The sequence below is a fragment of the Devosia albogilva genome (assembly GCF_042685625.1).
GTDB classification, from domain to species: domain Bacteria; phylum Pseudomonadota; class Alphaproteobacteria; order Rhizobiales; family Devosiaceae; genus Devosia; species Devosia albogilva.
Genome location: NZ_JBHUNP010000001.1, coordinates 3673494 through 3694833 on the forward strand (window position 1 = coordinate 3673494; position 21340 = coordinate 3694833).

18 protein-coding genes are annotated in these 21340 nt (G+C 65.1%); 10 read left to right on the forward strand and 8 right to left on the reverse strand.

Translation table 11 applies throughout. The features are described from left to right. Positions 1 to 36: 36 nt before the first annotated feature. The 4 genes from gyrA to ACFSX5_RS18415 all read right to left on the reverse strand — a co-directional run bounded on the left by gyrA (position 37) and on the right by ACFSX5_RS18415 (position 6637). Entirely contained in the window at positions 37 to 2796 is a 2760-nt protein-coding gene (gene gyrA, locus ACFSX5_RS18400) for a DNA gyrase subunit A (protein WP_386835401.1), read from the reverse strand. Positions 2797 to 2998: 202 nt separating this feature from the next. Next, positions 2999 to 3964 carry a phosphotransferase family protein gene (locus tag ACFSX5_RS18405; protein ID WP_386835402.1) on the reverse strand — a complete coding sequence of 322 codons (966 nt, stop codon included), beginning with the start codon at positions 3962 to 3964 and terminating at the stop codon, positions 2999 to 3001. Between the two features lie 183 nt (positions 3965 to 4147). Continuing rightward, positions 4148 to 6259, reverse strand: coding sequence for a pyrroloquinoline quinone-dependent dehydrogenase (locus ACFSX5_RS18410; RefSeq protein ID WP_386835403.1), 2112 nt, complete (start codon positions 6257 to 6259; stop codon positions 4148 to 4150). A 3-nt stretch (positions 6260 to 6262) separates the two neighbouring features. After that, complete coding sequence (locus ACFSX5_RS18415; protein ID WP_386835404.1) at positions 6263 to 6637, reverse strand: hypothetical protein; 375 nt, start codon at positions 6635 to 6637, stop codon at positions 6263 to 6265. A 145-nt stretch (positions 6638 to 6782) separates the two neighbouring features. Here ACFSX5_RS18415 and ACFSX5_RS18420 point away from each other — a divergent pair, with 145 nt between their 5' ends. Further along, the gene (locus ACFSX5_RS18420) at positions 6783 to 7346 is read left to right on the forward strand and encodes a TetR/AcrR family transcriptional regulator (RefSeq protein WP_386835405.1); all 564 of its coding nucleotides are present in this window, start codon (positions 6783 to 6785) and stop codon (positions 7344 to 7346) included. A 9-nt stretch (positions 7347 to 7355) separates the two neighbouring features. Here ACFSX5_RS18420 and ACFSX5_RS18425 read toward each other — a convergent pair whose 3' ends face one another. Next, positions 7356 to 7760 carry a winged helix-turn-helix transcriptional regulator gene (locus tag ACFSX5_RS18425; RefSeq protein ID WP_386835406.1) on the reverse strand — a complete coding sequence of 135 codons (405 nt, stop codon included), beginning with the start codon at positions 7758 to 7760 and terminating at the stop codon, positions 7356 to 7358. Positions 7761 to 7896: 136 nt separating this feature from the next. Here ACFSX5_RS18425 and ACFSX5_RS18430 point away from each other — a divergent pair, with 136 nt between their 5' ends. The 5 genes from ACFSX5_RS18430 to ACFSX5_RS18450 all read left to right on the forward strand — a co-directional run bounded on the left by ACFSX5_RS18430 (position 7897) and on the right by ACFSX5_RS18450 (position 13779). Then, positions 7897 to 8772: an NAD(P)H-binding protein gene (locus tag ACFSX5_RS18430; RefSeq protein WP_386835407.1), complete on the forward strand. Its 876-nt coding sequence runs from the start codon at positions 7897 to 7899 to the stop codon at positions 8770 to 8772. Between the two features lie 116 nt (positions 8773 to 8888). Further along, complete coding sequence (locus tag ACFSX5_RS18435; protein WP_386835408.1) at positions 8889 to 11282, forward strand: efflux RND transporter permease subunit; 2394 nt, start codon at positions 8889 to 8891, stop codon at positions 11280 to 11282. Positions 11283 to 11464: 182 nt separating this feature from the next. Further along, entirely contained in the window at positions 11465 to 11989 is a 525-nt protein-coding gene (locus ACFSX5_RS18440) for a hypothetical protein (RefSeq protein ID WP_386835409.1), read from the forward strand. 134 nt (positions 11990 to 12123) lie between these two features. Then, positions 12124 to 12600: a YccF domain-containing protein gene (locus tag ACFSX5_RS18445; RefSeq protein ID WP_386835411.1), complete on the forward strand. Its 477-nt coding sequence runs from the start codon at positions 12124 to 12126 to the stop codon at positions 12598 to 12600. A 240-nt stretch (positions 12601 to 12840) separates the two neighbouring features. Further along, entirely contained in the window at positions 12841 to 13779 is a 939-nt protein-coding gene (locus tag ACFSX5_RS18450; RefSeq protein WP_386835412.1) for an IS110 family transposase, read from the forward strand. Positions 13780 to 13971: 192 nt separating this feature from the next. Here ACFSX5_RS18450 and ssb read toward each other — a convergent pair whose 3' ends face one another. Beyond that, positions 13972 to 14475, reverse strand: a complete 504-nt coding sequence (gene ssb / locus ACFSX5_RS18455; RefSeq protein WP_386835413.1) for a single-stranded DNA-binding protein — start codon at positions 14473 to 14475, stop codon at positions 13972 to 13974. A gap of 455 nt (positions 14476 to 14930) precedes the next feature. Here ssb and uvrA point away from each other — a divergent pair, with 455 nt between their 5' ends. From uvrA to trmFO, 4 genes are all read left to right on the forward strand, one after another. Further along, positions 14931 to 17825, forward strand: a complete 2895-nt coding sequence (gene uvrA, locus ACFSX5_RS18460) for an excinuclease ABC subunit UvrA (RefSeq protein ID WP_386835414.1) — start codon at positions 14931 to 14933, stop codon at positions 17823 to 17825. A 217-nt stretch (positions 17826 to 18042) separates the two neighbouring features. After that, positions 18043 to 18195 carry a hypothetical protein gene (locus ACFSX5_RS18465; RefSeq protein ID WP_386835415.1) on the forward strand — a complete coding sequence of 51 codons (153 nt, stop codon included), beginning with the start codon at positions 18043 to 18045 and terminating at the stop codon, positions 18193 to 18195. Positions 18196 to 18392: 197 nt separating this feature from the next. Continuing rightward, a complete protein-coding gene (locus tag ACFSX5_RS18470) occupies positions 18393 to 18542 on the forward strand; it encodes a DUF1127 domain-containing protein (protein WP_386835416.1) in 150 nt (49 codons plus the stop codon). Positions 18543 to 18697: 155 nt separating this feature from the next. Beyond that, on the forward strand, positions 18698 to 20107 hold the full coding sequence (trmFO, locus tag ACFSX5_RS18475) for a methylenetetrahydrofolate--tRNA-(uracil(54)-C(5))-methyltransferase (FADH(2)-oxidizing) TrmFO (protein WP_386835417.1): 1410 nt from the start codon (positions 18698 to 18700) through the stop codon (positions 20105 to 20107). Here the strand turns inward: trmFO and ACFSX5_RS18480 are convergent. Both ACFSX5_RS18480 and ACFSX5_RS18485 read right to left on the reverse strand, forming a co-directional pair. After that, the gene (locus ACFSX5_RS18480) at positions 20104 to 20949 is read right to left on the reverse strand and encodes a phytoene/squalene synthase family protein (RefSeq protein WP_386835418.1); all 846 of its coding nucleotides are present in this window, start codon (positions 20947 to 20949) and stop codon (positions 20104 to 20106) included. The genes trmFO and ACFSX5_RS18480 overlap by 4 nt on opposite strands. Then, complete coding sequence (locus ACFSX5_RS18485; RefSeq protein WP_386835419.1) at positions 20949 to 21338, reverse strand: Mth938-like domain-containing protein; 390 nt, start codon at positions 21336 to 21338, stop codon at positions 20949 to 20951. Before ACFSX5_RS18485 ends, ACFSX5_RS18480 begins: the two co-directional genes overlap by 1 nt. Between the last annotated feature and the right edge of the window lie 2 nt (positions 21339 to 21340).

A 21340-nucleotide genomic window follows, 5' to 3' on the forward strand; every position in this document is an offset into this window, starting at 1 on the left:
CCGGAAATGACAAGGGGCGCCGCAGCGCCCCTTTTCTTATTCTCCGCCGCCCGAGGTGATCGGGCCGCTTTCGTCCATCTCCGGCGGCTCCTCGCCCTCCGGCTCGCTGATGTGCTCGACCGAGACGACCTTCTCGTCCTCGGCGGTGTCGAAGACGATCACGCCCTGCGAGCCGCGTGAGACGATGCGGATCGGCTTGTCGCCGCCCACCGGCAGCCGGATGGTCTGGCCGCCATTGCTGATCAGCATGATCTGGTCGTCCTCGGCCACCGGGAAGCTGGCGACGAGATTGCCATTGCGCTTGTTCACCGCCATGGCGACGATGCCCTTACCGCCACGGCCGGTGATCCGGTATTCGTGGCTCGAGGTGCGCTTGCCGTAGCCGTTCTCCGAGATCGTCAGGATGAACTGCTCGGTGGCGCTCATGGTGGCGTAGCGCTCCTGGCTGAGCTCGCCGGCGACCACATCGGCCTCGTCCGAACCGTTGTCCTCGCCTTCGCCCTCGCCACGAACCGCACGGCTCATCTTGAGGTAGGCCGCGCGCTCCTCGGCCGTGGCATCGGAGTGGTTGATCACCGCCATCGAGATGACCTTGTCGCCCTCGCCCAGGCTGATGCCGCGCACGCCCATGGAGTCGCGACCCTTGAAGCGGCGCACGTCCTCCACCGGGAAGCGGATGGCCTGGCCGAGCGCGGTGGTCAGCAGCACGTCGTCGTTGGTCGTGCAGGTCTCGACGCCGACGATCTGGTCACCCTCGTCGAGCTTCATGGCGATCTTGCCGTTCTGGCGCACCTCGACGAAATCCGCGAGCGAGTTGCGGCGCACGGTGCCGCGCGTCGTCGCGAACATGATGTCGAGATTGCTCCAGCTGGCCTCGTCCTCGGGCAGCGGCATGATCGTGGTGATCCGCTCGCCCTGCTCCAGCGGCAGGATGTTGATCAGCGCCTTGCCACGAGCATTGGCCGCCGCCAGCGGCAGGCGCCATACCTTCAGCTTGTAGGCGATGCCGCGATCGGTGAAGAACAGCACCGGCGTGTGGGTGTTGGCGACGAACAGGCGCGAGACGAAATCTTCCTCGCGCGTCGCCATGCCGGAGCGGCCCTTGCCGCCACGGTTCTGTGCCCGGTAGGTCGAGAGCGGCACGCGCTTGATGTAGCCCTCGTGCGACACGGTCACCACCATGTCCTCGCGGGCGATCAGGTCCTCGTCCTCGAAGTCGGCAGCAGAGTCGCTGATCTCGGTGCGGCGCGGCGAGCCGAACTGCTCCTTGATCTCGATGAGCTCGCTGCGGACGATGTCGATGACGCGCTCGCGGCTGCGCAGGATGTCGAGATAGTCCTCGATCTCCGCACCCAGGCCGTTGAGTTCATCGCCGATTTCGTCGCGGCCGAGCGCCGTCAGGCGGGCGAGGCGCAGCTCCAGAATGGCGCGCGCCTGCTCGTCCGACAGGTTGAAGGTGCCGTCGTCGTTGATGCGGTGACGCGGATCGTCGATCAGCTTGATCAGCGGCTCGACGTCGGCCGCCGGCCAGCGCCGGGTCATCAACTGCTCGCGCGCCGTCGCCGGATCGGGCGCGGTGCGGATCAGGGCGATGACTTCGTCGATATTGGCCACGGCCACGGCAAGGCCGACCAGGATATGGGCGCGGTCGCGCGCCTTGTTGAGCAGGAACCGGGCGCGGCGGGTCACCACTTCCTGGCGGAAGTCGATGAAGGCACCGAGGATCTGCTTGAGGCTCATCAGCTCCGGCTTGCCGCCGTTGAGCGCCACGAAGTTACAGCCGAACGAGGACTGCAGCGCGGTGAACCGGTATAGCTGGTTGAGCACCACGTCGGGCAGCGCGTCGCGCTTGACCTCGATTACCACGCGCATGCCCTCGCGCGAGGATTCATCGCGCATGTCGGCGATGCCCTCGATGCGCTTGTCGCGCACCAGCTCGGCGATCTTTTCGACCAGCACCGCCTTGTTCACCTGGTAGGGCAGCTCGGTGATGATGATCGCCTCGCGCTCCTTGCGCACCTCCTCGATGCTGACGCGGCCGCGCACCAGCACCGAGCCGCGGCCGGTCTCGTAGGCCGAGCGGATGCCGGCACGGCCCAGGATGATGCCACCGGTGGGGAAATCCGGCCCCGGCAGCACTTCCATCAGCTCTTCGGTCAGCGCATCCGGGTTGTCGAGCAGCAGCACCGCGGCGTCGATGGTCTCGGCGAGGTTGTGGGTCGGCACGTTGGTGGCCATGCCCACGGCGATGCCGCCGCCGCCATTGACCAGCATGTTGGGGAAGCGCGCCGGCAGCACGCTGGGCTCGCGTTCCGAACCGTCATAGTTCGGCTTGAAGTCGACCGTGTCCTTGTCGAGATCGTCCAACATGGAGTTGGTGATCTTCTGCATGCGCACTTCGGTGTAGCGCATGGCCGCCGGCATATCGCCGTCGACCGAGCCGAAATTGCCCTGCCCTTCCACGAGCATCTGCCCCATGGAGAAATCCTGGGCCATGCGCACCAGGGCCATGTAGACGGCGCCGTCGCCATGCGGGTGGTACTTACCGATTACGTCGCCGACGACGCGAGCCGACTTGCGGAACGGGCGGTTCCACTCATAGCCGTTCTCGCTCATCGAGAAGAGGATGCGCCGGTGCACCGGCTTGAGGCCATCGCGCACATCCGGCAACGCGCGGCTGACGATCACGCTCATGGCGTAATCGAGATAGCTCTTGCGCATTTCGTCGGTGATGGAAATCGGCGCGATATCGGAAGGCAGAGCGCCGCCGTCCGTATTGTCTGGCGTATCGGTCACTGGGGTGATTCTGCGTTGTTCTGACTACCACCTAGATAGGTGATCCGGCCCCGAATTGCGAGGATTTCGGGTGCTTCGGCTGTGGAGAGCCGCGGCCGGCTCGTTGGCGAGGCACCGTCCTGCTGGCGATACGGAGTTCCGTCACCTCGAGCAGCGGGTCGATGATCATCCTCTGGCGCGCCCTCGTGACCAAGATAGTGCGCTAGAATGCCCACGCATGGGCACGGCGTACGACGCGGAGGCAGTTGTGGGCCATCGCAATCGCCTGAGCTTTCTGCTGTTCGTTGCCGCCGTGTTCCAACGCGTGCCAGAGATGCACAGTCAGGGCGCCGCTGAGGAGGTTGCATGCTGCAGCCACCCAATAGGCACTCCGCACACCATCCGCCAGCCGAGCGTCCAATCCCAAAGCGGAGAGATAGCGCCTCAGGAGCGTATCGTGGGCCGACATGGCCTCGGGTTCCCATTGCCGCAGGGACTGCAGCACTGAACTGACGTCCTCCAGCGGTGAACCATGGCGCGCGCGCCCCCAGTCGAACAGGACCGGGCGGCCTGGCAGCGAGCCGCGAAACAGTGCGTTGCCGGAGTGAACATCCCCATGGATTGGCCTGCCATGAAACGGCGCCTCAACCAGCAGTTGCCGCCGCAGGCGAGCGGCATTTTCGGCGAAGCGCCGCAGCACCGTCAGATGCCGAACCAGCGGCCGGAGTTCCTCGGCCGCGCGGCACTGATCCAGCAAATGAACGGCGGCCTGCCCGCTCTCCGCCAACTCACCATCGTAGTCCCAACCAGGCATCGACACCGACCGCCCTTCGACACGGGCGTGGAAACGGCCTAGCTCGTGCAGAAGCCTGACGGTCGCCGCGTTGTCCCGCCAGGGCCAGGCCCGGTTGGGCCGGACAGCCTCCATGACCAGAAACAATTGGTCCCCGTCTCGCTTGACGGCGAGTAGCCGCGGAGCCAGCGCGGCGGCATAGGGTTGCACCAAGTGGGCGTAGACCTGTGCCTCTCGGGCGGGACGGCCGCTAAGGCTCTTGACGACGACGCGCAGTGTTCGCTGAGCTGGATCCCGATAGCGAACGGTGTAGAGAACCGCTTCGTTGGCCTCGGTGCCCCCGGTCAACGGCTGCGCCTGCAGGTTTGCCTCCGCCGCGATCGGCTCTCCAAGCATCTCGGATATCGTGGCCCGGGCTGCCCATTGGTTCCGTGTATGAGATTTCATACCGCAACTTGTGGGGGGCCTGGCTCGACGGCTCAACCTTGCTCCTGATTTTGTCAGGGTGCAGGTGACTGGCAAAGTCCGTCGGTGGAGCGGGGCCGGTGGTCGCCGGCCCCGCCCGTGTCGATCAGGCGATTAGTCGGGCAGTGCGTAGGCCAGCAGGTAGGCGCCCGGATTGCCGTAGATGCCGGTGGCGCCCGAGGCGGCGATGACGATGTACTGCTTGCCCGAAGGGCTCACATAACTCATCGGCGTCGCCGAGGCGCCGTTCGGCATCTGATGCGACCAGAGTTCCTCGCCGGTCCGCATGTCGACGGCGCGGATATAGCCGTCCTGCGAGCCACCAAAGAACACCACGCCGGTTTTGGTCACCAGGGTGCCGCCGGTCATCGGCGCGCCGAGCTGCCAGGTCAGGCCCGACTTGATGCCGAGCGGACCGGAATTGGCGGCGGTGCCGACCGGCTGCTCCCACAGCACTTCGAAGGTGTCGAGATCGACTGCAGTCAGCATGCCATAGGGTGGACGCTGACACGGCACACCGAGTGGCGACATGAAGGGCTGGTTGGTCACGGCGAAGGGCGTGCCCATCTGCGGGGCGGCCAGCGCCATCGAGACGGTGTAGTTGCCTTCCCAGTCGGCAGCATCCCAGCCGCGACGGTCCGCCTCCTCGCGCGGGATCAGCTCCACGCGATTGGCCATGCGGGTCCAGTTGGCAATCATGATCCGCTCGTCGTGGTGCACCGATACGGCGCCCCAGTTGATCCCACCGATATAGCCGGGGAACTGCAGGCTGCCGCCTTCGGACGGAGGCGTGAACTGGCCTTCGTAGCGGAGCTTGCGGAACTCGATCCGGCACCAGAGCTGGTCGAGAGGCGTGATGCCCCACATGTCGGCTTCCGTCAGGTCCGGACCGGTGAAGGCCGGCATGCGGGTCGGATAGGGCTGGGTTTCGGCGGTGTAGTCGCCTTCGGCGGCACCCTGCGGCACCGGCCGCTGTTCCACGGGGTCGACGGGCTCGCCGGTGAGGCGGTTCAGCGTGAACACCTGGCCGCGCTTGGTGGCCTGCAGCACCACGGGGATAAGTTCCCCATCCTCACTCGCGATCTCGGTGAGCACCGGCTGGGCGCCGACGTCGTAGTCCCAGATGTCGTGGTTGACGGTGCGGAAGTGCCACTTGATCTCGCCCGTGGTCAGGTCGATCGCCACGACAGAATCGGTGAACTCCTCGAAGTTCTCCGTCCGGTGTGCGCCCCAGTAGTCGGGGGTAGCGTTGCCGGTCGGGATGAACACCAGATTGTTCTCTTCGTCCGCGCTGAACAGGCCCCAGGCATTGGGGCTACCGCGTTCGTAGATCTCGCCCTCGGGCGGACGGCCGGTATAGCCGGGATTGCCCGGATCGAAGGCCCAGACGAAGGCGCCGGTGACCGCATCGAAGGCACGGACCACACCCGAGGGCTCGCCGACTTCCTGGCCGTCCGAGATCCAGCCGCCGATCACGACCACGCCGCCCGCAACGATGGGTCCCGAGGTCGACAGCGCAAAGCCCGGCTTCACCGGACCGAGATCGGTCAGGAGGTTCACATAACCGCCTTCGCCGAAGCTGCTGCAGATCTCGCCGGTTTCGGCATTCACGGCAAACAGGCGCGCATCGATTGTCGCCGCCATGATGCGGGTCTGGCACTCGTCGATCGGTTCGGACGCCTCATAGAAGGAGACGCTGCGGCACTTCTTGGCCAGCACGCCCTTGGGATTGGCTTCCGGATTGAAACGCCACTTCTCGGCGCCGGTCTCGGCGTCGAGCGCAAAAATGATGTTGTTGTTGGTGCAGCTGTAGAGCGTGTCACCGACCTGGATCGGGGCTGCGGTCACGCCCGAACGGATCGTTTCGTCCGGAGAGAACGACACCTGCCAGGCCAGCTCAAGGCCGCCGACATTGTCCGGCGTGATCTGGTCGAACGGCGCGAACTTGCTGCCGTCGATCTGGCTGGCATAGCGCCATTCGTCGGCAGGCCCGGGCACGTTCATGATCCGCGCGGGCGGCTCGGTCTCGACTGGTTCTTCCGCCACGACGGGTTGGTCCGGACCGTCGATGGGCGAGCCCGGCTGCAGCTCCGGATTGGTCGGCAAGGAATTGGGCGGGGCCAGTTGTTCGTCCGTCGGCCCGGGTGCGGTTTCCTGCGCCATGCTTGCCATCGGCAGCATGAGGACGGTCGCCGCAAGGGCGGCGCTAAGTGTCTTGAGTTTCATCGTTTATGCAGCCTTAGGGGCGAAGGCAGCCCGCAACGGGCGCCAGTTGAACGGCAGGGCCATGTAGAGGCCGATCACCAGGGGGCCGACGAGCCGCGGCATCAGCGACCAGCCATCGAAACCGACCTCCCAGATGGACCAGACCAGCGTCCATGCCAGCATGGCCGCAAAGATCCACACCCCGAGACGGCTGCCGACAAAGAGGAACCAGGCGCTGGCGAGGCAGGCCAGCCCGGTGACGACATAGTAGAACGAGCCGCCAAGCGTAACGAGTTGTATGCCGCCCGCCGTGAGGACGAGGCCCACAAGGGCGATGAACACCGCGAGAATGCGCGGTGCAAGCAGGCGGCGCCATCCGCCCGCTGCTGAACTGGACATGGTTATTGAACTCCAATTTGACCTCCATCCGTCCCTGCGTGGCCGGGTGACCCCGGTTCTGCTATGGCAGGTGGCGGATAGTCCGCTGGACGCGGACAACTAAGTGGACACTCGTGTCCGCTTACAGTCAAGAGGCGGATGGTTCTTGCAGGAACGGATTCAGCGTCGCGATGCAGCCATACGGCGCCAGAGCATTCTTGCGGCGGCGGAACTCGCCTTCGCCGAGAAGGGCCTCGATGTCCCGCTCGAGGAAATCTGCGTCGCCGCAGGTGTTGGCCGGGCCACATTGTATCGGAACTTCGAGAATCGGATCGCCCTGGTCCATGCGATCATGCGCAACAACCTCGACAAGCTGGATGCGCTGGTCGACGACGTCGGTGGTGACCCCCACGGGCTCGAAGCCTATCTCGCCGAAATACTGGACCAGCTCATCAAGACGGGCGCACTCGTCTTCCTTATCCGCCGCGACCCCGATCTCGATCGCAATCTATCCAGCCGCTACCTCGCCCACCTCGAACAACTGACCACGACGGCACGCTCCGCCGGAGTCATCCGCAGTGATGCCACCGTGGAGATGGTCGAAATCGTCGTCCGTATGATGTCGGGTGCCCTGAACGGCCTGGCCTTCGCCGAACGTCGTGCCGCCGCTGCCACCGTTTTCGACCTTTGTCTCGCCGCTCTGGACCTCAGAACGAGGGAGTCGCGCTGACCTCCGAGCTCAGGCAGCTCGGTCGAACGCCGCCCGCGCAGTGGCGATCTCGCCATAGTTCTCGCTCGCCCAGCGGATCAGGTGCCCCAGCGGGACGATCATCGACTGGCCGAGTTCGGTTAGCCGGTATTCCACCGATGGCGGGTTGGTGTCGAACACCGTGCGGCTGACGAGGCCGAAGCGCTGCAGGTCCCGCAGGGTCTGGGTCAGCATCTTCTGCGAAATGTCCGGTACCTGGCGGCGCAACTCGTTGAAGCGACGGGGGCCGCTCGCCAGCGTCATCACCAGCAGCACGCTCCACTTCTCGCCAACCTTGTCGAGCACCTGGCGGACCGGGCAGACTTCGGTGGTGTCGGTTGGTGCCGCATTCCAGCGCTCCACGAACTCTGCGGCCTGATCATTCGGTCCGAACATCGGGTTACCTCCGGGTGACCTGAGAGAGAGAAAGTGCCTCCTTTCGCGCCCGCTTGGTGGTCGCTAGTAGCACTCTCCATTGGAGACCTACTCTCTCGCGGCATGTGCAGCAAGAGTGGCACGACAGGAGAACATCATGACTGACTTCAGCAACCAGACCCTGCTGGTAACCGGCGCCGGTGGGCATCTCGGGCGCATTGCCGTCGAGGAGCTGCTCGCCCGCGGCGCCACCCGCGTCATCGCCGGCACCCGCGACACAGCTGCCCTGTCTGAGCTCGCTGCCAGGGGTGCCGAAGTCCGCCGTGTCGATTTCGACGCCCCCGATCTCGCCGCTTCCCTGGCTGGCGTCGACCGCATGCTGCTGGTCAGCACCGTTGCGCCCAACCGCCGCGAGCACCAGGCCCGCGCCGTGGCGGCAGCGAAGGAAGCCGGCGTCCAGCACATCGTCTATACTTCCGCCCCCAATCCGCGGCCCAACGAGAGCGCCGGCGGCATTGCCGACCACTACTGGACCGAGGTCGCCATCGCCGCCTCCGGCCTCGACTTCACCTTCCTGCGCAACCACATCTACGCCGACGTCACCCTCGACGCCGCCGCCCCTGCCCTCGCCACCGGCCAGATGTTCGACGCCACCGGCGGCCGCGGCCGCAACTACGTCACCCGCGCCGATGCAGCCCGCACCGCCGCCGGTGCCCTGCTCACCGCCTCCGCCAAGGAAATCCTCGACGTCACCGGCCCTGCCCCTGTGGCCTTGGAGGACGTCGCCCGGCTCCTCTCCGGGATCTCTGGCAAACCGATCCAGCGCATTGGGCTCAGTGGCGACCAACTGCTCGAAGGCATGAAGGCCGCCGGCCTGCCGCCCTTCATGGCGCAACTGCTGGTCGCCTTCGATCTCGACGCCGCCGCCGGTCACCACGACATCGTCACCGACACCGTCGAGCGCTTCACCGGCCGCAAACCCGAGTCCCTCGCCGACTTCCTCCGCGCCAACGCCGAACGCCTCAGGGGCTGAGGGCTCCACCTCCGACCACGCGTCCGGCGGCTTCGCACCTGCGACCACTGGACGCAGGTCCCACAAACCCGTAGAACCCGCGGCATTTGTCGGCACGCCGGGGGAGTCGGGGCAGAGTGGCTGAGGGGTCTATCGTCAAGCGCCTGTGGGCGCACTTCCTCCATGACCGCTCGATCGGCTTCGGCCTCGAACATATCGGCCTCACCACCTTGCGCTTCCCGCGCCTGGTGGCGATCCTCGTTCTCCTGTTCAGCATCCTCTGCTTTACGCAGATCCCGCGCGCCAATGTCGATGGCGACCTGCTGCGCGTCTATGCCCATTCCGGCCAGTATTACGACGCCTACGAGCACCTGTCGGAAACCTTCGGCACCTTCGAGAACGACATCTACGTCCTCGTCAGCTCCCCGCGCCTGACCGACCCGGTGGTGCTGGAGCAGATCCGCGAACTCGCCTTCGAGCTCGAGCTCAACGAGTTCGCCGTCGGCACCATGTCGCCCTTCACCCTGCGCAAGCCGACCGAAGACGGCGGCTCCGTGCCCGCCGTTCCCGAGGGCATGCAGGACTTCGCCGAGGTGGCGCTGGCGCTCACCGATCTGCAGCAGAACGACCCGATGATGCGCAATCTCATCACCCCGGACCTCACCGGCGTGGTGCTGATCATGTTCCCCAATCAGGAAATCGTGCGCGAACAGGGCGCCAAGGCGATGATCGCCAGCCTGCGCGACACCATCGCCCCGTTCCAGACCGACGACGTCTCCATCGAGATCACCGGCCCGCCGGTCTGGACCTCGGAGATGCTCAACGCCGCCGTCGACGACCAGGTGAAATTCACCGTCTGGGGTTTCGGGCTCGGCGCCATCATCGCCCTCTTCGCCCTTCGCTCCTTCTGGGGCGCACTGATCGTCGCCGCCACGCCGTTCCTCGCCGTGATGTGGTCGATGGGCATGATCCTGCTGCTGTTCGGCTCGTTCAGCTTCCTCACCATCATCGTCACCACCCTGGTGCTGGTGATCTCCTTCGCGGAGTCGATGTTCTTCGTCTTCAACTGGCTCGCCTATTGGCGCGACGGCATGGAGCCCAACAAGGCCGTCGACGCCACCGTGAAGCTCGTCGGCCCCGCCGCGGCGCTGACCATGCTCACCACCTTCGTCAGCTTCGCCTCGCTGGCGCTGACCCCCGGCCAGGGCGTGCGCGAGTTCTCGGCTGCCGGCGCCATCGGCACCTTCCTCCTGTTCGTCTGCCTGATGACCTTCCTGCCGCTGCTGCTGAAATTCGCAGTGCGCATGGGCTTCAAGGCGCCGAAGCGCTCGAGCCTGGTGCTGACCGCGCCCCTGCCGCTGAGCTGGTTCCTCGCCAGCCGCTTCGGCCGGCCGCTGTCGATCGCGGCCATCGTCGTCACCATCCTGCTGTTCATCCCCTATGGGCTGATCAAGCCGCACTTCTCCTTCGAGGATTTCGTCGCCAAGGACTCCACCGCCCTCACCGCCGCCGAGCAGATCGACAGCGGCGTCGGCGGGGTGGCCCCGCTCTATGTCCGGGTGCCGCTCGTCGAGATGGATCCCAATGTCGGCCCGCAGGACTTCGAGAAGATCCGCACCGTCCACGAGGTGCTCGAATCCTATCTCGGCGAGAACAAGGTCATCTCCGCCGCCAGCATGACCAACTACACCGATGCCGGGTTCACCCGCGAGGAGGTGTTCGAGGCTGTCGGGCCGTTCATGCGCAAGCGCTTCGTCACCGATGACGGCTCGCAGGCCCTGATCACCGGCTTCATGCCGACAATCGTCGAGTCCGACGCGCTCAAGCGCCTGGTGAGCGACCTGGAAGCCGACCTCGCGGCCGCCGGCATCCCCGATGCCGAAGTGGGCGGTTTCCGCATCCTCACCACCTTCGCCACCGACGACATCGTCTGGGGGCTGCAGATGGACCTCACCCTGTCGGTGCTGGTCAACATCGCGCTGATCGGCTTCGCCTTCCAGTCCTACCGGGTGGCGGTGGCCTCGGCCATTCCCAACCTGTTCCCGGTGCTCGGCACCATCGGCTGGCTCTGGTTCACCGGTGCCGGACTGCAACTGACCACCGTTATCGCGCTCACCATCGCCTTTGGCATCGCCGTCGACGACACGGTTCATTTCCTCTCCCACTACCTGCATTCGCGCCGCGAGGAAGGCCGCCCGCATCTCGAGGCGGTGAAGCACACGCTCGAGCGCATCGGCGGCGCCATCGTCGCCACCACCATCATCCTGTGCTCGGGGGTGATCATCGTCACCTTCTCCGAACTCCCGCAGGTGGCGCTGTTCGGAACCCTGTTCGTCTCCACCCTGGGCTTCGCGGTCATCGGCGACCTGTTCATCCTGCCGGCGCTCCTGGCTGCCGGCGGCAAGTTCTTCGCGCCGCTGGGCAAGATCCGCGTACGCACCGCCGACCACGCCCCGACACCGGACGATCCCACGGGCGACACCGCCACCGGCGAGGGCGGCACCGATGGCGCGCGGGAGCTTCCCACGTGAGGCTGCTGCTTGCGGCGCAACATCGCCGCCCCTTACAAGATGAAGCGAGTGATTCTGCAGAGACGCAAGGCACTGCTGCCATTCACATTGTGGCGAAGAAGGCGGCGCTACACGCGGTTTCTGCTACCGGTTTCCGGCACGGATCTGCCGGGGGGCATGATTTGGACTGGAGGCCTTTTCCGATGACCCTTTTCCGACGCCTGACGCGGGCTGCCGCGCTTGTCGGTCTGATGTTGGCTGGCGGCTCTGCGGCGCCCGCTTTTGCCGGCCCCGCCGAGGTGGCGCTGATTCAATCCTATATCGGCGAGTGGCGCGGCCGCGGCGTCCTGGTCGGCGCCAACCGTGAGACGGTGGTCTGCCGCCTCAACCTGACCCAGGGCAATCAGGACAAGGTCAACTACAACGGCCGCTGCACCCTTGCCGGGACGCAGCTCTCGATCGCCGGTACCATCGCCTATGTCGAGGCCTCGCGCCGCTACGAGGCTGCCATGACCTCCAACGCCACCTTCACCGGCATCGCCGTCGGCCAGAAGCGCGGCAACGGGCTGATCTTCAACCTGCGCGAGCGCGACCAGGATGAAGAAGGCAAGGACCTCAACATCAGCGCCCAAATCAATCTCAACGGCAACGCGATCGACGTCACCTTCGACGTCGTCTACGTCGAAAGCGGCGACAGCCTCCACGCCGAAGTCCCGTTCAGCCGCTGAGGTTCACCTCGAGCGACGAAGACAAAGGGCGGCCGCGGCCGCCCTTTTGCGTTTTTGCACTCACTACTACTACTATCTTGGCAATTGTTCAAAGTTCAGGATCAGTATCGCAGCAGGGCAAATGAGGGGGTGAAATGCGCTTTGCTGGAAATGTGATCTGGTTTGTCTTGGGTGGTTGGTATATCGCCCTGATTTGGCTGCTCGGGGCAGCAGTGTTCGCACTGTCAATCGTCGGCATACCCTTGACCATTGCAGCTCTCCAGATGGCCTCGTTGTCCGCATGGCCATTTGGTCGTGAAGTCGTACATATCCGGGACCTTGATGGCAAAAGCGTATCGGCAACGACCGCAGTTACCGGAACGATCGGTTTTATCGTCAATGTCGTCTGGGCTTGCACCTTCGGCTGGGTGTTGTTCCTGGCCTATCTGCTTGGCGGAGTCTTGTGTTGCCTCACCTTGATCGGCATCCCCTTTGGTCTGCAGGCGTTCAAGCTCGCGGGGATTTCTTTCTGGCCGGTCGGTCGCCGGGTCGTGACGGCTGAACTGGCGACATTGGCGCGTCAGGAAGCAGCTAAGGAGAAGTTCGCCAAGTACCGCGGCGTTGCCGCCTGAGCGCGTCCAGGGCTATGTTCGCTGCAATCTCGTAGACCTTGTATTAGCGGGATGTGCGAATGTGGGGGTGCCGCGGCCTGTTCGACACCAGGCCGCGGCGGCGGCATCGGATCGAGGTAGACCCAGACTGGTGGTGTGCACCTTTGTCTGAGGATGAGCGGGATCGTTGCCGTCAGTCTTCATCGGGCCCGCATGGTTGATTGAACCCAGGGTTCGCATTGCAAGGACGGGACGAGGAAGATGAGCCATTCTAGCACATTTGTGGCCGGGATCGATACCGGCAAGGCAGCTCTTGATCTGGCGGTGACGCCCGGCGAGGGATGGCTGCGGGTGAACAATGACGCGGCCGGATGGCAAGCGGCGGCGGAGTGGTTGCTCAAGGCCGGTGTCGATCGGGTCGGCATCGAAGCCAGCGGCGGCTACGAACGTGGCGTGGTCGCGGCTTTGCGGGAGGCCGGGTTCAAGGTGATCCTGCACCAGCCGCTGCAGGTACGCCTGTTTGCCCGCATGCGGTTGCAGCGCGCCAAGAACGACCGGCTGGATGCCCGGGTCATCGCCGCCTTCACCGCCCTGTTCGAGACGAATCGGGCCGCAGTTGATCCGGCCCTGTCGGCCTTGAACGAGCATCTGGTCTTCATCGACCAGCTGGTCCAGGACATCGCCCGGCTCAAGACCCGGCTCGAGCATCTGCACGATACCCGTCTTGCCAGCCTGGTTGCCGCTGACATTGCCGCACTCAAGGCCCGCCTGCGCGACGAACGGCGCCGGCTGGAACGGGCGGTGCGGGCCGACAAGGCTCTCGGGCGGCGGCTCGATCTGCTGCTCTCCGTCCCCGGCATCGGCATACCGACCGCCTTGGCCTTGCTGATCGCCATGCCGGAACTGGGCAGCATCAGCCGTGAACAGGCCGCTGCCCTGATCGGGTTGGCACCGTTCGACCACGACAGCGGCAAGCATCACGGGCGGCGCCACATCGCCGGCGGCCGTGCCCGCCCCCGGCAGGCTCTCTACGCCGCGGCCCTGCCTGCCGCCTATCGATGGAACCGCCAACTCATGGCGCTCTATGCCCGCCTTACTGCCGCTGGCAAACCCCACAAGCTCGCCCTCGTCGCCTGCGCTCGAAAACTCGTCATCTTCGCCAACACCGTTCTGCAACGAGGCCAACCCTGGACCCCATAGCTAATGGTTGCTCATCCTGAGCCTGTCGAAGGACGAGGTCGTTAGCACCGTGGCCGCGACCTCTTGGTTCGACAAGCTCACCATGAGGTCGATGGGATGAGGAGTGCGCGAAGCCCCACCCCGCACCTATCGCCAAAGGCCTGGCGGGGAACCAAAAGAAAAGGGCCGCAACGCGGCCCTTTCCAACAACCCTCAGAACGGGATGTCGTCGTCCATGCCGCCGGGCTCGAAGGCCGGGGCATTGGCGGCCGGGCGGCGACCGCCGCCACCACCCTGGTCGCGCACGCCGCGGAAACCGCCGTCGCCGCCACCACCATAGCCGCCGCCTTCACCGGCGCCCTCGCCGCGTCCGTCGAGCAGCACCATGGAGGAGTTGAAGTTCTGCAGCACCACTTCGGTGGAGTACTTGTCCTGACCGGACTGGTCCTGCCACTTCCGCGTCTGCAACTGGCCCTCGATATACACCTTGGAACCCTTGCGCAGATACTGCTCGGCGACCCGCGCCAGGCCTTCCGAGAAGATCACCACACGGTGCCACTCGGTCTTCTCGCGCTGCTCGCCGGTGTTGCGGTCCTTCCAGCGCTCGGAGGTGGCAACCGACAGGTTCACCACCTTGCCGCCGCTCGGCAGGTTGCGCACTTCCGGGTCGTTGCCGAGATTGCCGACCAAAATCACCTTGTTGACGCTGCCTGCCATGGCTTCACCTCTCGCAATTCAGCCCGCGCCATCTGGCGGGGCGCTTCCGTCAGATCCGTTCTACAGCGTCTTTCTGGCCGTGGCGCGGCCAAACTGGGCTTTTGAACAGGTCCAACGCTTGCCTTTGTTCACATTATGTTCTCACGCAAGCCCAGTCAAGTCCTGCCCCTGCTGACAGGCATTGTCAGCAGCACTGCCGCAGTGAGAAGCCGTCCTCGGCACGAGTGCTTGGACAGAGCGATGGCGGTCCGCTTGGCTCTTGACCGACTCCGGTCTGTTCGCACTATGTTCCAGGCACGCGGCTGTGACCGGAACGAACCGCGTTCGCACCGGTACCATGCTTGCGCCGGGAGACCGCGGAGCTTATCTCTGCGTTTCCCTACTCGATACGACACGCCTGTCGCGCGGTGCTTCTCACTCGGCATCGGAGCGAAGAGCCAATTGCGGACCCGATGATGCCTGCCCAGTCCAGCTTGAACCGTGAAATCGTCGTCCGCGGCGCCCGCGAGCACAATCTCAAAGGCATCGATCTCAAGCTGCCCCGTGACTCGCTGATCGTCATGACGGGCCTATCCGGCTCCGGCAAGTCGTCCCTCGCCTTCGACACCATCTATGCCGAAGGGCAGCGCCGCTATGTGGAGTCGCTCTCCGCCTATGCGCGCCAGTTCCTCGAGATGATGCAGAAGCCCGATGTCGAGCACATCGAGGGCCTCTCGCCGGCCATCTCCATCGAGCAGAAGACCACCTCGCGCAATCCGCGTTCGACCGTCGGCACCGTCACCGAGATCTACGATTATCTGCGCCTGCTCTACGCCCGCGTCGGCGTGCCCTATTCTCCCGCCACCGGCCTGCCGATCGAGTCGCAGACGGTGTCGCAGATGGTCGACCGGACCGTGGACCTGCCCGAAGGCACGCGCCTCTACCTGCTCGCGCCCATCGCCCGCGGCCGCAAGGGCGAGTACAAGCGCGAGCTCAACGACCTCATGCGCAAGGGCTTCCAGCGCGTGAAGATCGACGGCGAGTACCACGAGATCGAGGACGCCCCTGCCCTCGACAAGAAGTTCAAGCACGACATCGAAGTGGTGGTCGACCGCGTCGTGGTCGGACCCGACATCTCCGGCCGCCTCGCCGAGAGCTTCGAGACGGCGCTGAAGCTCGCCGAAGGCATCGCCATCATCGAGTTCGCCGACGAGAAGAACGAGGACGGGACCGCCCGCCAGATCACTTTCTCGGAAAAGTTCGCCTGCCCGGTTTCGGGCTTCACCATTCCCGAGATCGAGCCGCGGCTGTTCTCGTTCAACAATCCCTTCGGCGCCTGCCCTGTGTGTGACGGCATCGGCACCGAGCAGAAGATCGACCCGGACCAGGTCGTGCCCGATCCGACCATGTCGCTCCGCGACGGCGCCATCCTGCCCTGGAGCAAGACCAGCGCGCCCTACTACCAGCAGACCCTCAGCGCCGTGGCGAAGCACTTCGGCGCCTCGACCGGCACTGCCTGGAACGAACTGCCCTTCGAAGTGCAGCACGCGGTCCTCTTCGGCACCGGGAAAACCGCGATCAACTTCGTCTATGACGACGGTTTGCGCCAGTACAAGACCTCCAAGCCCTTCGAGGGCGTGATCGGCAACCTCGAGCGCCGCTACCGGGAAACCGAGAGCGCCGGCATGCGCGAGGAGATCGAGCGCTATATGTCGGCCAAGCCTTGCGTCGCCTGTGGCGGCTACCGGCTGAAGCCCGAAGCGCTGGCCGTGAAGCTCGATGGCCTCCATGTCGGCCAGGTCACCGAGAAGTCCATCCGGGCCGCCTACCAGTGGTTCGAGGAGCTGCCGAAGACCTTTACCGAGAACCAGAAGCTGATCGGCGAGCGCATCCTCAAGGAGATCCGCGAGCGCCTGATGTTCCTGATCGACGTCGGCCTCGACTATCTCACCATGGCGCGCAACTCCGGCACGCTATCGGGCGGCGAGTCCCAGCGCATCCGCCTCGCCTCGCAGATCGGCTCCGGCCTCACCGGCGTGCTCTACGTGCTGGACGAGCCGTCCATCGGCTTGCACCAGCGAGACAATGCCCGCCTGCTCGACACACTGCGCCGGCTGCGCGACCTCGGCAACACCGTGATCGTGGTCGAGCATGACGAGGACGCCATCCTCACCGCCGACTACGTGGTCGATATCGGCCCGGGCGCCGGGGTCCATGGTGGCCACATCGTCGCCGAGGGCACCCCGCAGCAGATCCTCGAGCACCCGGATTCACTGACCGGCAAGTATCTGTCCGGCCGCATGGGCATTCCCGTTCCGGCCGAGCGCCGCCAGCCCAAGAAAGGCAAGGCGCTCACGGTGAAGGGCGCCACCGGCAATAACCTCAAGAACGTCTCGGTCGACGTGCCACTCGGCCTGTTCGTTGCCATCACCGGCGTGTCCGGCGGCGGCAAGTCGACGCTGATGATCGACACCATGTATCAGGCGATCGCCCGCCGCCTGAACGGCGCCCGCGTGGTCCCTGCCCCGCATGAGGCGCTGACCGGTCTCGAATTTCTCGACAAGGTCATCGACATCGACCAGTCGCCGATCGGCCGCACGCCCCGATCGAATCCCGCCACCTATACGGGTGCCTTCACGCCGCTGCGCGAGTGGTTCGCCGGCCTGCCCGAAGCCAAGGCCCGGGGCTACGGGCCCGGCCGCTTCAGCTTCAACGTCAAGGGCGGCCGCTGCGAGAAGTGCGAAGGCGACGGCGTGCTCAAGATTGAGATGCACTTCCTGCCCGACGTCTACGTCACCTGCGATGTGTGCAAGGGCAAGCGCTACAACCGCGAAACCCTGGAAGTGCAGTTCAAGGGCAAGTCGATCTCCGACATCCTCGACATGACCATCGACGAGGCGGTGGACTTCTTCTCCGCCGTGCCGACCATCCGCGACAAGTTCCTGACCCTGCAGCGCGTGGGTCTCGGCTACATCAAGGTCGGCCAGCCGGGTACCACCCTCTCGGGCGGCGAGGCGCAGCGAGTCAAGCTCTCCAAGGAGCTCTCCAAGCGCGCCACCGGTCGCACGCTCTACATGCTGGACGAGCCGACCACCGGCCTGCACTTCCATGACGTGGCGAAGCTCCTCGAGGTGCTGCACGAGCTGGTGGAGGGCGGCAACACGGTGGTGGTGATCGAGCACAACCTCGAAGTCATCAAGACAGCCGACTGGGTCATCGACCTCGGGCCCGAGGGTGGTGACGGCGGCGGCGAGATCGTCGCCATCGGCACGCCGGAAGAGGTGGCGGAGAACGCGCGCTCCCATACCGGTCACTTCCTCAAGGAAGTGATGGAGCGCCGACCGCACTACGCACCGCGTGCCGCCGAGTAGCAAATCGTCTGCAGATCTCTGCAGTTCGGCTCTCGGCGGTAACGGAACGCAACGCGATTTCTGCTGCGGCAGCAGCCGCGCAGAAACCGCATTCGTGTCGGTTCCGTGAAATAGCCATGCGCTCCATGCATGATGCTGTTGAAGCGGCGGGCATGGCGCCTTGGTTCAAATCGGACCATGGTCTCGACGTCGTCACCAGCACCAGGGAAACCGAGCCATGTTCGTGCGTGCCGTATGGCGCCTCAAGCGCCTGATCGACGTCAAGCAGACGCTGCGGGAAATGGACGTCCCGTCGACGCGTGAGGCCGATATGCTGGGGATTACCGGCCCCGACTTTTCCAAGATGACGCGGTCGCTGTTCGACCGCTGAGCTACCTCTCCGTCTGCAGAGCCTCTGGCCGCCGGATCGCCATCCGGCGGCTTTCGTTTTGCCGCACGCCTTAACCGAAGCTGAACGGGCGCGGTTAAAGCCCTGCACTGAACGCATGGCCAATCTGACTATTGCCCCACTGCTCAAGCGAGACGCGCCGGACTAGATATGTCCTCGTAAACGACAGGAGACTACAAATGGACATCCGCAAGACCTTCAAGAAGTGGGCTGCCTACCAGCAGACCGTCCGTGAACTCGCTGCCCTCGACAATCGTCAGCTGAACGATCTGGGTATCGCCCGCACGGACATCACCCGCATTGCTCGTGATCATGCCAACACCCTCTAATCCGGCTATCACGACAACTTCGATCCGAACGCCCGCATCTTTCTAAGCTGCGGGCGTTTCCGTATTTCGACTTCCGGCACGGCTCGTTCATCACGAGCACGCTAGAGCCCCGGGCGGCAGTTGCGCCCCCCACCGGCGCTTGCTATGCCCGGCGCATGTCCAAACATCCCATTCACGTCATCGGCGGCGGTCTCGCCGGCTCTGAAGCCGCGTGGCAGGCCGCAGAGGCCGGCGCCCAGGTCATCCTGCACGAGATGCGGCCGGTGAAGGCGACCGACGCGCACGAGACCGACAGCCTCGCCGAACTCGTCTGCTCCAACAGCTTCCGCTCCGACGATCATGAGCAGAACGCCGTGGGGCTGTTGCACGAGGAGATGCGGCGCTGCGGCTCGCTGATCATGCGGGCGGCCGATCAGCACAAGCTCCCGGCAGGGGGCGCACTGGCGGTGGACCGGCACGGCTTCTCCGCCGCCGTCACCGAGGCGGTGAACAACCACCCCAACATCACCATTGAGCGGGAAGAGGTCGCCGGATGGCCGCCCGAGGAGTGGCAGAACGTCATCATCGCCACCGGGCCACTGACCTCCCCTGCCCTTGCCGAAGCGATCCTGGCGAAGACGGGTGAGGATTCGCTGGCCTTCTTCGATGCCATCGCGCCCATCGTGCACTACGACAGCATCAATCACGACATCGCCTGGAAGCAGTCTCGCTATGACAAGGCGGGGCCTGGCGGCACCGGCGCCGACTACCTGAACTGCCCGATGGACCGCGACCAGTACTATGCCTTCATCGAAGCGCTGAAGAGCGCGCCGCTGCACGAGTTCAAGGACTGGGAGAAGGTCCCCTACTTCGATGGCTGCCTGCCGATAGAGGTCATGGCCGAGCGGGGCCCGGAAACCCTGCGCCACGGGCCGATGAAGCCGGTGGGGCTGACTAATCCCCGCAATCCCACGGTCAAGCCTTACGCCATTGTGCAGTTGCGCCAGGACAATGCCCTCGGCACGCTTTGGAACATGGTCGGCTTCCAGACCAAGATGCGCTACGGCGTTCAGACCGAGATCTTCCGCATGATCCCGGGGCTGGAGAACGCCCAGTTCGCCCGGCTAGGTGGATTGCACCGCAACACGTTCATCAACTCGCCGAAGGTCTTGCGGCCCGACCTTAAACTGAAGGCTGATCCACGCATCCGCTTTGCTGGCCAAGTGACCGGCGTGGAGGGGTATGTCGAGAGTGCTGCCGTCGGCCTGATCACCGGTCGGCTCGCTGCCGCCGAGGTCTCTGGACGCGACCTGCCGATGCCGCCGGTCACCACGGCACTCGGCGCCCTGGTGGCCCATATCACTGGCGGCCACCTCGAGGCGGAGAGCTATAGCGGCGCTCGCAGTTTCCAGCCGATGAACGTCAATTTCGGACTGTTCCCGCCGGTCAGCGTCAGCCGTCCGGAAGGGGTAAGTCGTTGGCGCGGCAATGATAAAGTGATTGCCAAGCGCCGGGCCATCACCTCGCGGGCGCTCGCAGATCTGAAGCCTTGGGCAGAAGCCGGATTGGTCCCGGCAGAGGCCTAACGGCCTCGCCAGCTCCACCACAGAAGCCGGGTGATCTTGCGCCAGTCGGGCTCGTCCGGTGCCGGCCCAAACGGGCTGTCCGTGTGCTGGTTCAGCATTTCAAGCTGACGCCGAAGGACCGGCGCCAGAGCGAAGGCGGGCCTGAGTTTTGTCGGCAGGTCGGCGATTGCAGCATCAGCGCGGACGAGATGGTCGGCGGCAATTTCGCTAAGCTGGCCAAGGGCTTCCACAAGCCCCTCGCTCTCGGTACGAGCGAATATCTCCCCTTCGTTCACCCCGTTGGCGGCGAAGACGGACCAGGGGAGCATGATGCGGCCCTGGGCGGAGATGCGGCCGAAGGCGCGGAGATGGCCGATCAGGGCATGGGCGACACCGAGGTGGCCGGCGGCGTCGCCGGCGTCTAAGGTATTGCCATCGTTGAGGATCATGGCCGCGAGTTGATAGAGCGTCGAGGCGGTTTCGCCGGCGTAACCCTCGAAACTGGGCAGGTCCGGCATGGGGTCGTCATAGAGGTCGAAGCGGCGCGCATTGAGCAGCCGCAGCAGCGTTCCGGCCGGGATTTGGTAGTCTTCCGTTACCCGCAAAAGGGCATCTGCAACGGGATTGCTGCGAACTGCACCATGTTCGGTGCCCTCGATGGCATCAACCCACCATTGCAGCCGCACCTCGCCGGGAGCGGGGTTCGAGACCCGGTCGCGGATGGCGGCAACATCGGCGTTGAAGGCGTAGAGGGCGGTGACGGCGTCACGCTGCTCGCCGGTCAGGACCAGGGTCGAGAGGTACCGGTCGCGGTCCCCTGCCCTGAGAGCGGCCGCGGCATGGACAAAGCTGTCGGAGGCCATCAGCGCACCCGGTCTACGGCAATCAGGGCGGCGGCGACGGCGCGCTGCTCCGCCAGCAGGACGTTGTAGGTCCGCACGGCGCCGCCAGTGGCGATCGCCTCAACGATGACGGAGCGCTCGCGAAAGGCCTGGCGGATCTCCGGGGCGAGCGGCGCGATGTCCATTCCCAAACCGATCAGCAGCACATCGATGTCGTCCGCCTCGGCGAGGACCGGACGAAGCGCATCCAGCGTCAGCGGGCCGGCGGCGACCTGCCAAGCCGCCATGCCGGAGGGCAGGCACAGCAGCGAGCCCCGGTGCGAGATACCTGCAAACCGAAAGCCGCCATTGCCATAGGCGTCGATGCCCACCTGCTGGGGGTAGTTGCGCCCGGCTTCCGGCTCGGTCACGG

What these genes read in the sequence shown, in the direction of transcription:
- ACFSX5_RS18410 (WP_386835403.1), bottom strand. Translation starts at nt 6,259, where the DNA reads ATGAAACTCAAGACACTTAGCGCCGCCCTTGCGGCGACCGTCCTCATG.
- ACFSX5_RS18425 (WP_386835406.1), bottom strand. Translation starts at nt 7,760, where the DNA reads ATGTTCGGACCGAATGATCAGGCCGCAGAGTTCGTGGAGCGCTGGAAT.
- uvrA (WP_386835414.1), top strand. Translation starts at nt 14,931, where the DNA reads ATGCCTGCCCAGTCCAGCTTGAACCGTGAAATCGTCGTCCGCGGCGCC.
- ACFSX5_RS18440 (WP_386835409.1), top strand. Translation starts at nt 11,465, where the DNA reads ATGACCCTTTTCCGACGCCTGACGCGGGCTGCCGCGCTTGTCGGTCTG.
- ACFSX5_RS18470 (WP_386835416.1), top strand. Translation starts at nt 18,393, where the DNA reads ATGGACATCCGCAAGACCTTCAAGAAGTGGGCTGCCTACCAGCAGACC.
- ACFSX5_RS18450 (WP_386835412.1), top strand. Translation starts at nt 12,841, where the DNA reads ATGAGCCATTCTAGCACATTTGTGGCCGGGATCGATACCGGCAAGGCA.
- ACFSX5_RS18465 (WP_386835415.1), top strand. Translation starts at nt 18,043, where the DNA reads ATGTTCGTGCGTGCCGTATGGCGCCTCAAGCGCCTGATCGACGTCAAG.
- ACFSX5_RS18405 (WP_386835402.1), bottom strand. Translation starts at nt 3,964, where the DNA reads ATGCTTGGAGAGCCGATCGCGGCGGAGGCAAACCTGCAGGCGCAGCCG.
- ACFSX5_RS18430 (WP_386835407.1), top strand. Translation starts at nt 7,897, where the DNA reads ATGACTGACTTCAGCAACCAGACCCTGCTGGTAACCGGCGCCGGTGGG.
- ACFSX5_RS18445 (WP_386835411.1), top strand. Translation starts at nt 12,124, where the DNA reads ATGCGCTTTGCTGGAAATGTGATCTGGTTTGTCTTGGGTGGTTGGTAT.
- trmFO (WP_386835417.1), top strand. Translation starts at nt 18,698, where the DNA reads ATGTCCAAACATCCCATTCACGTCATCGGCGGCGGTCTCGCCGGCTCT.
- ssb (WP_386835413.1), bottom strand. Translation starts at nt 14,475, where the DNA reads ATGGCAGGCAGCGTCAACAAGGTGATTTTGGTCGGCAATCTCGGCAAC.
- ACFSX5_RS18480 (WP_386835418.1), bottom strand. Translation starts at nt 20,949, where the DNA reads ATGGCCTCCGACAGCTTTGTCCATGCCGCGGCCGCTCTCAGGGCAGGG.
- ACFSX5_RS18415 (WP_386835404.1), bottom strand. Translation starts at nt 6,637, where the DNA reads ATGTCCAGTTCAGCAGCGGGCGGATGGCGCCGCCTGCTTGCACCGCGC.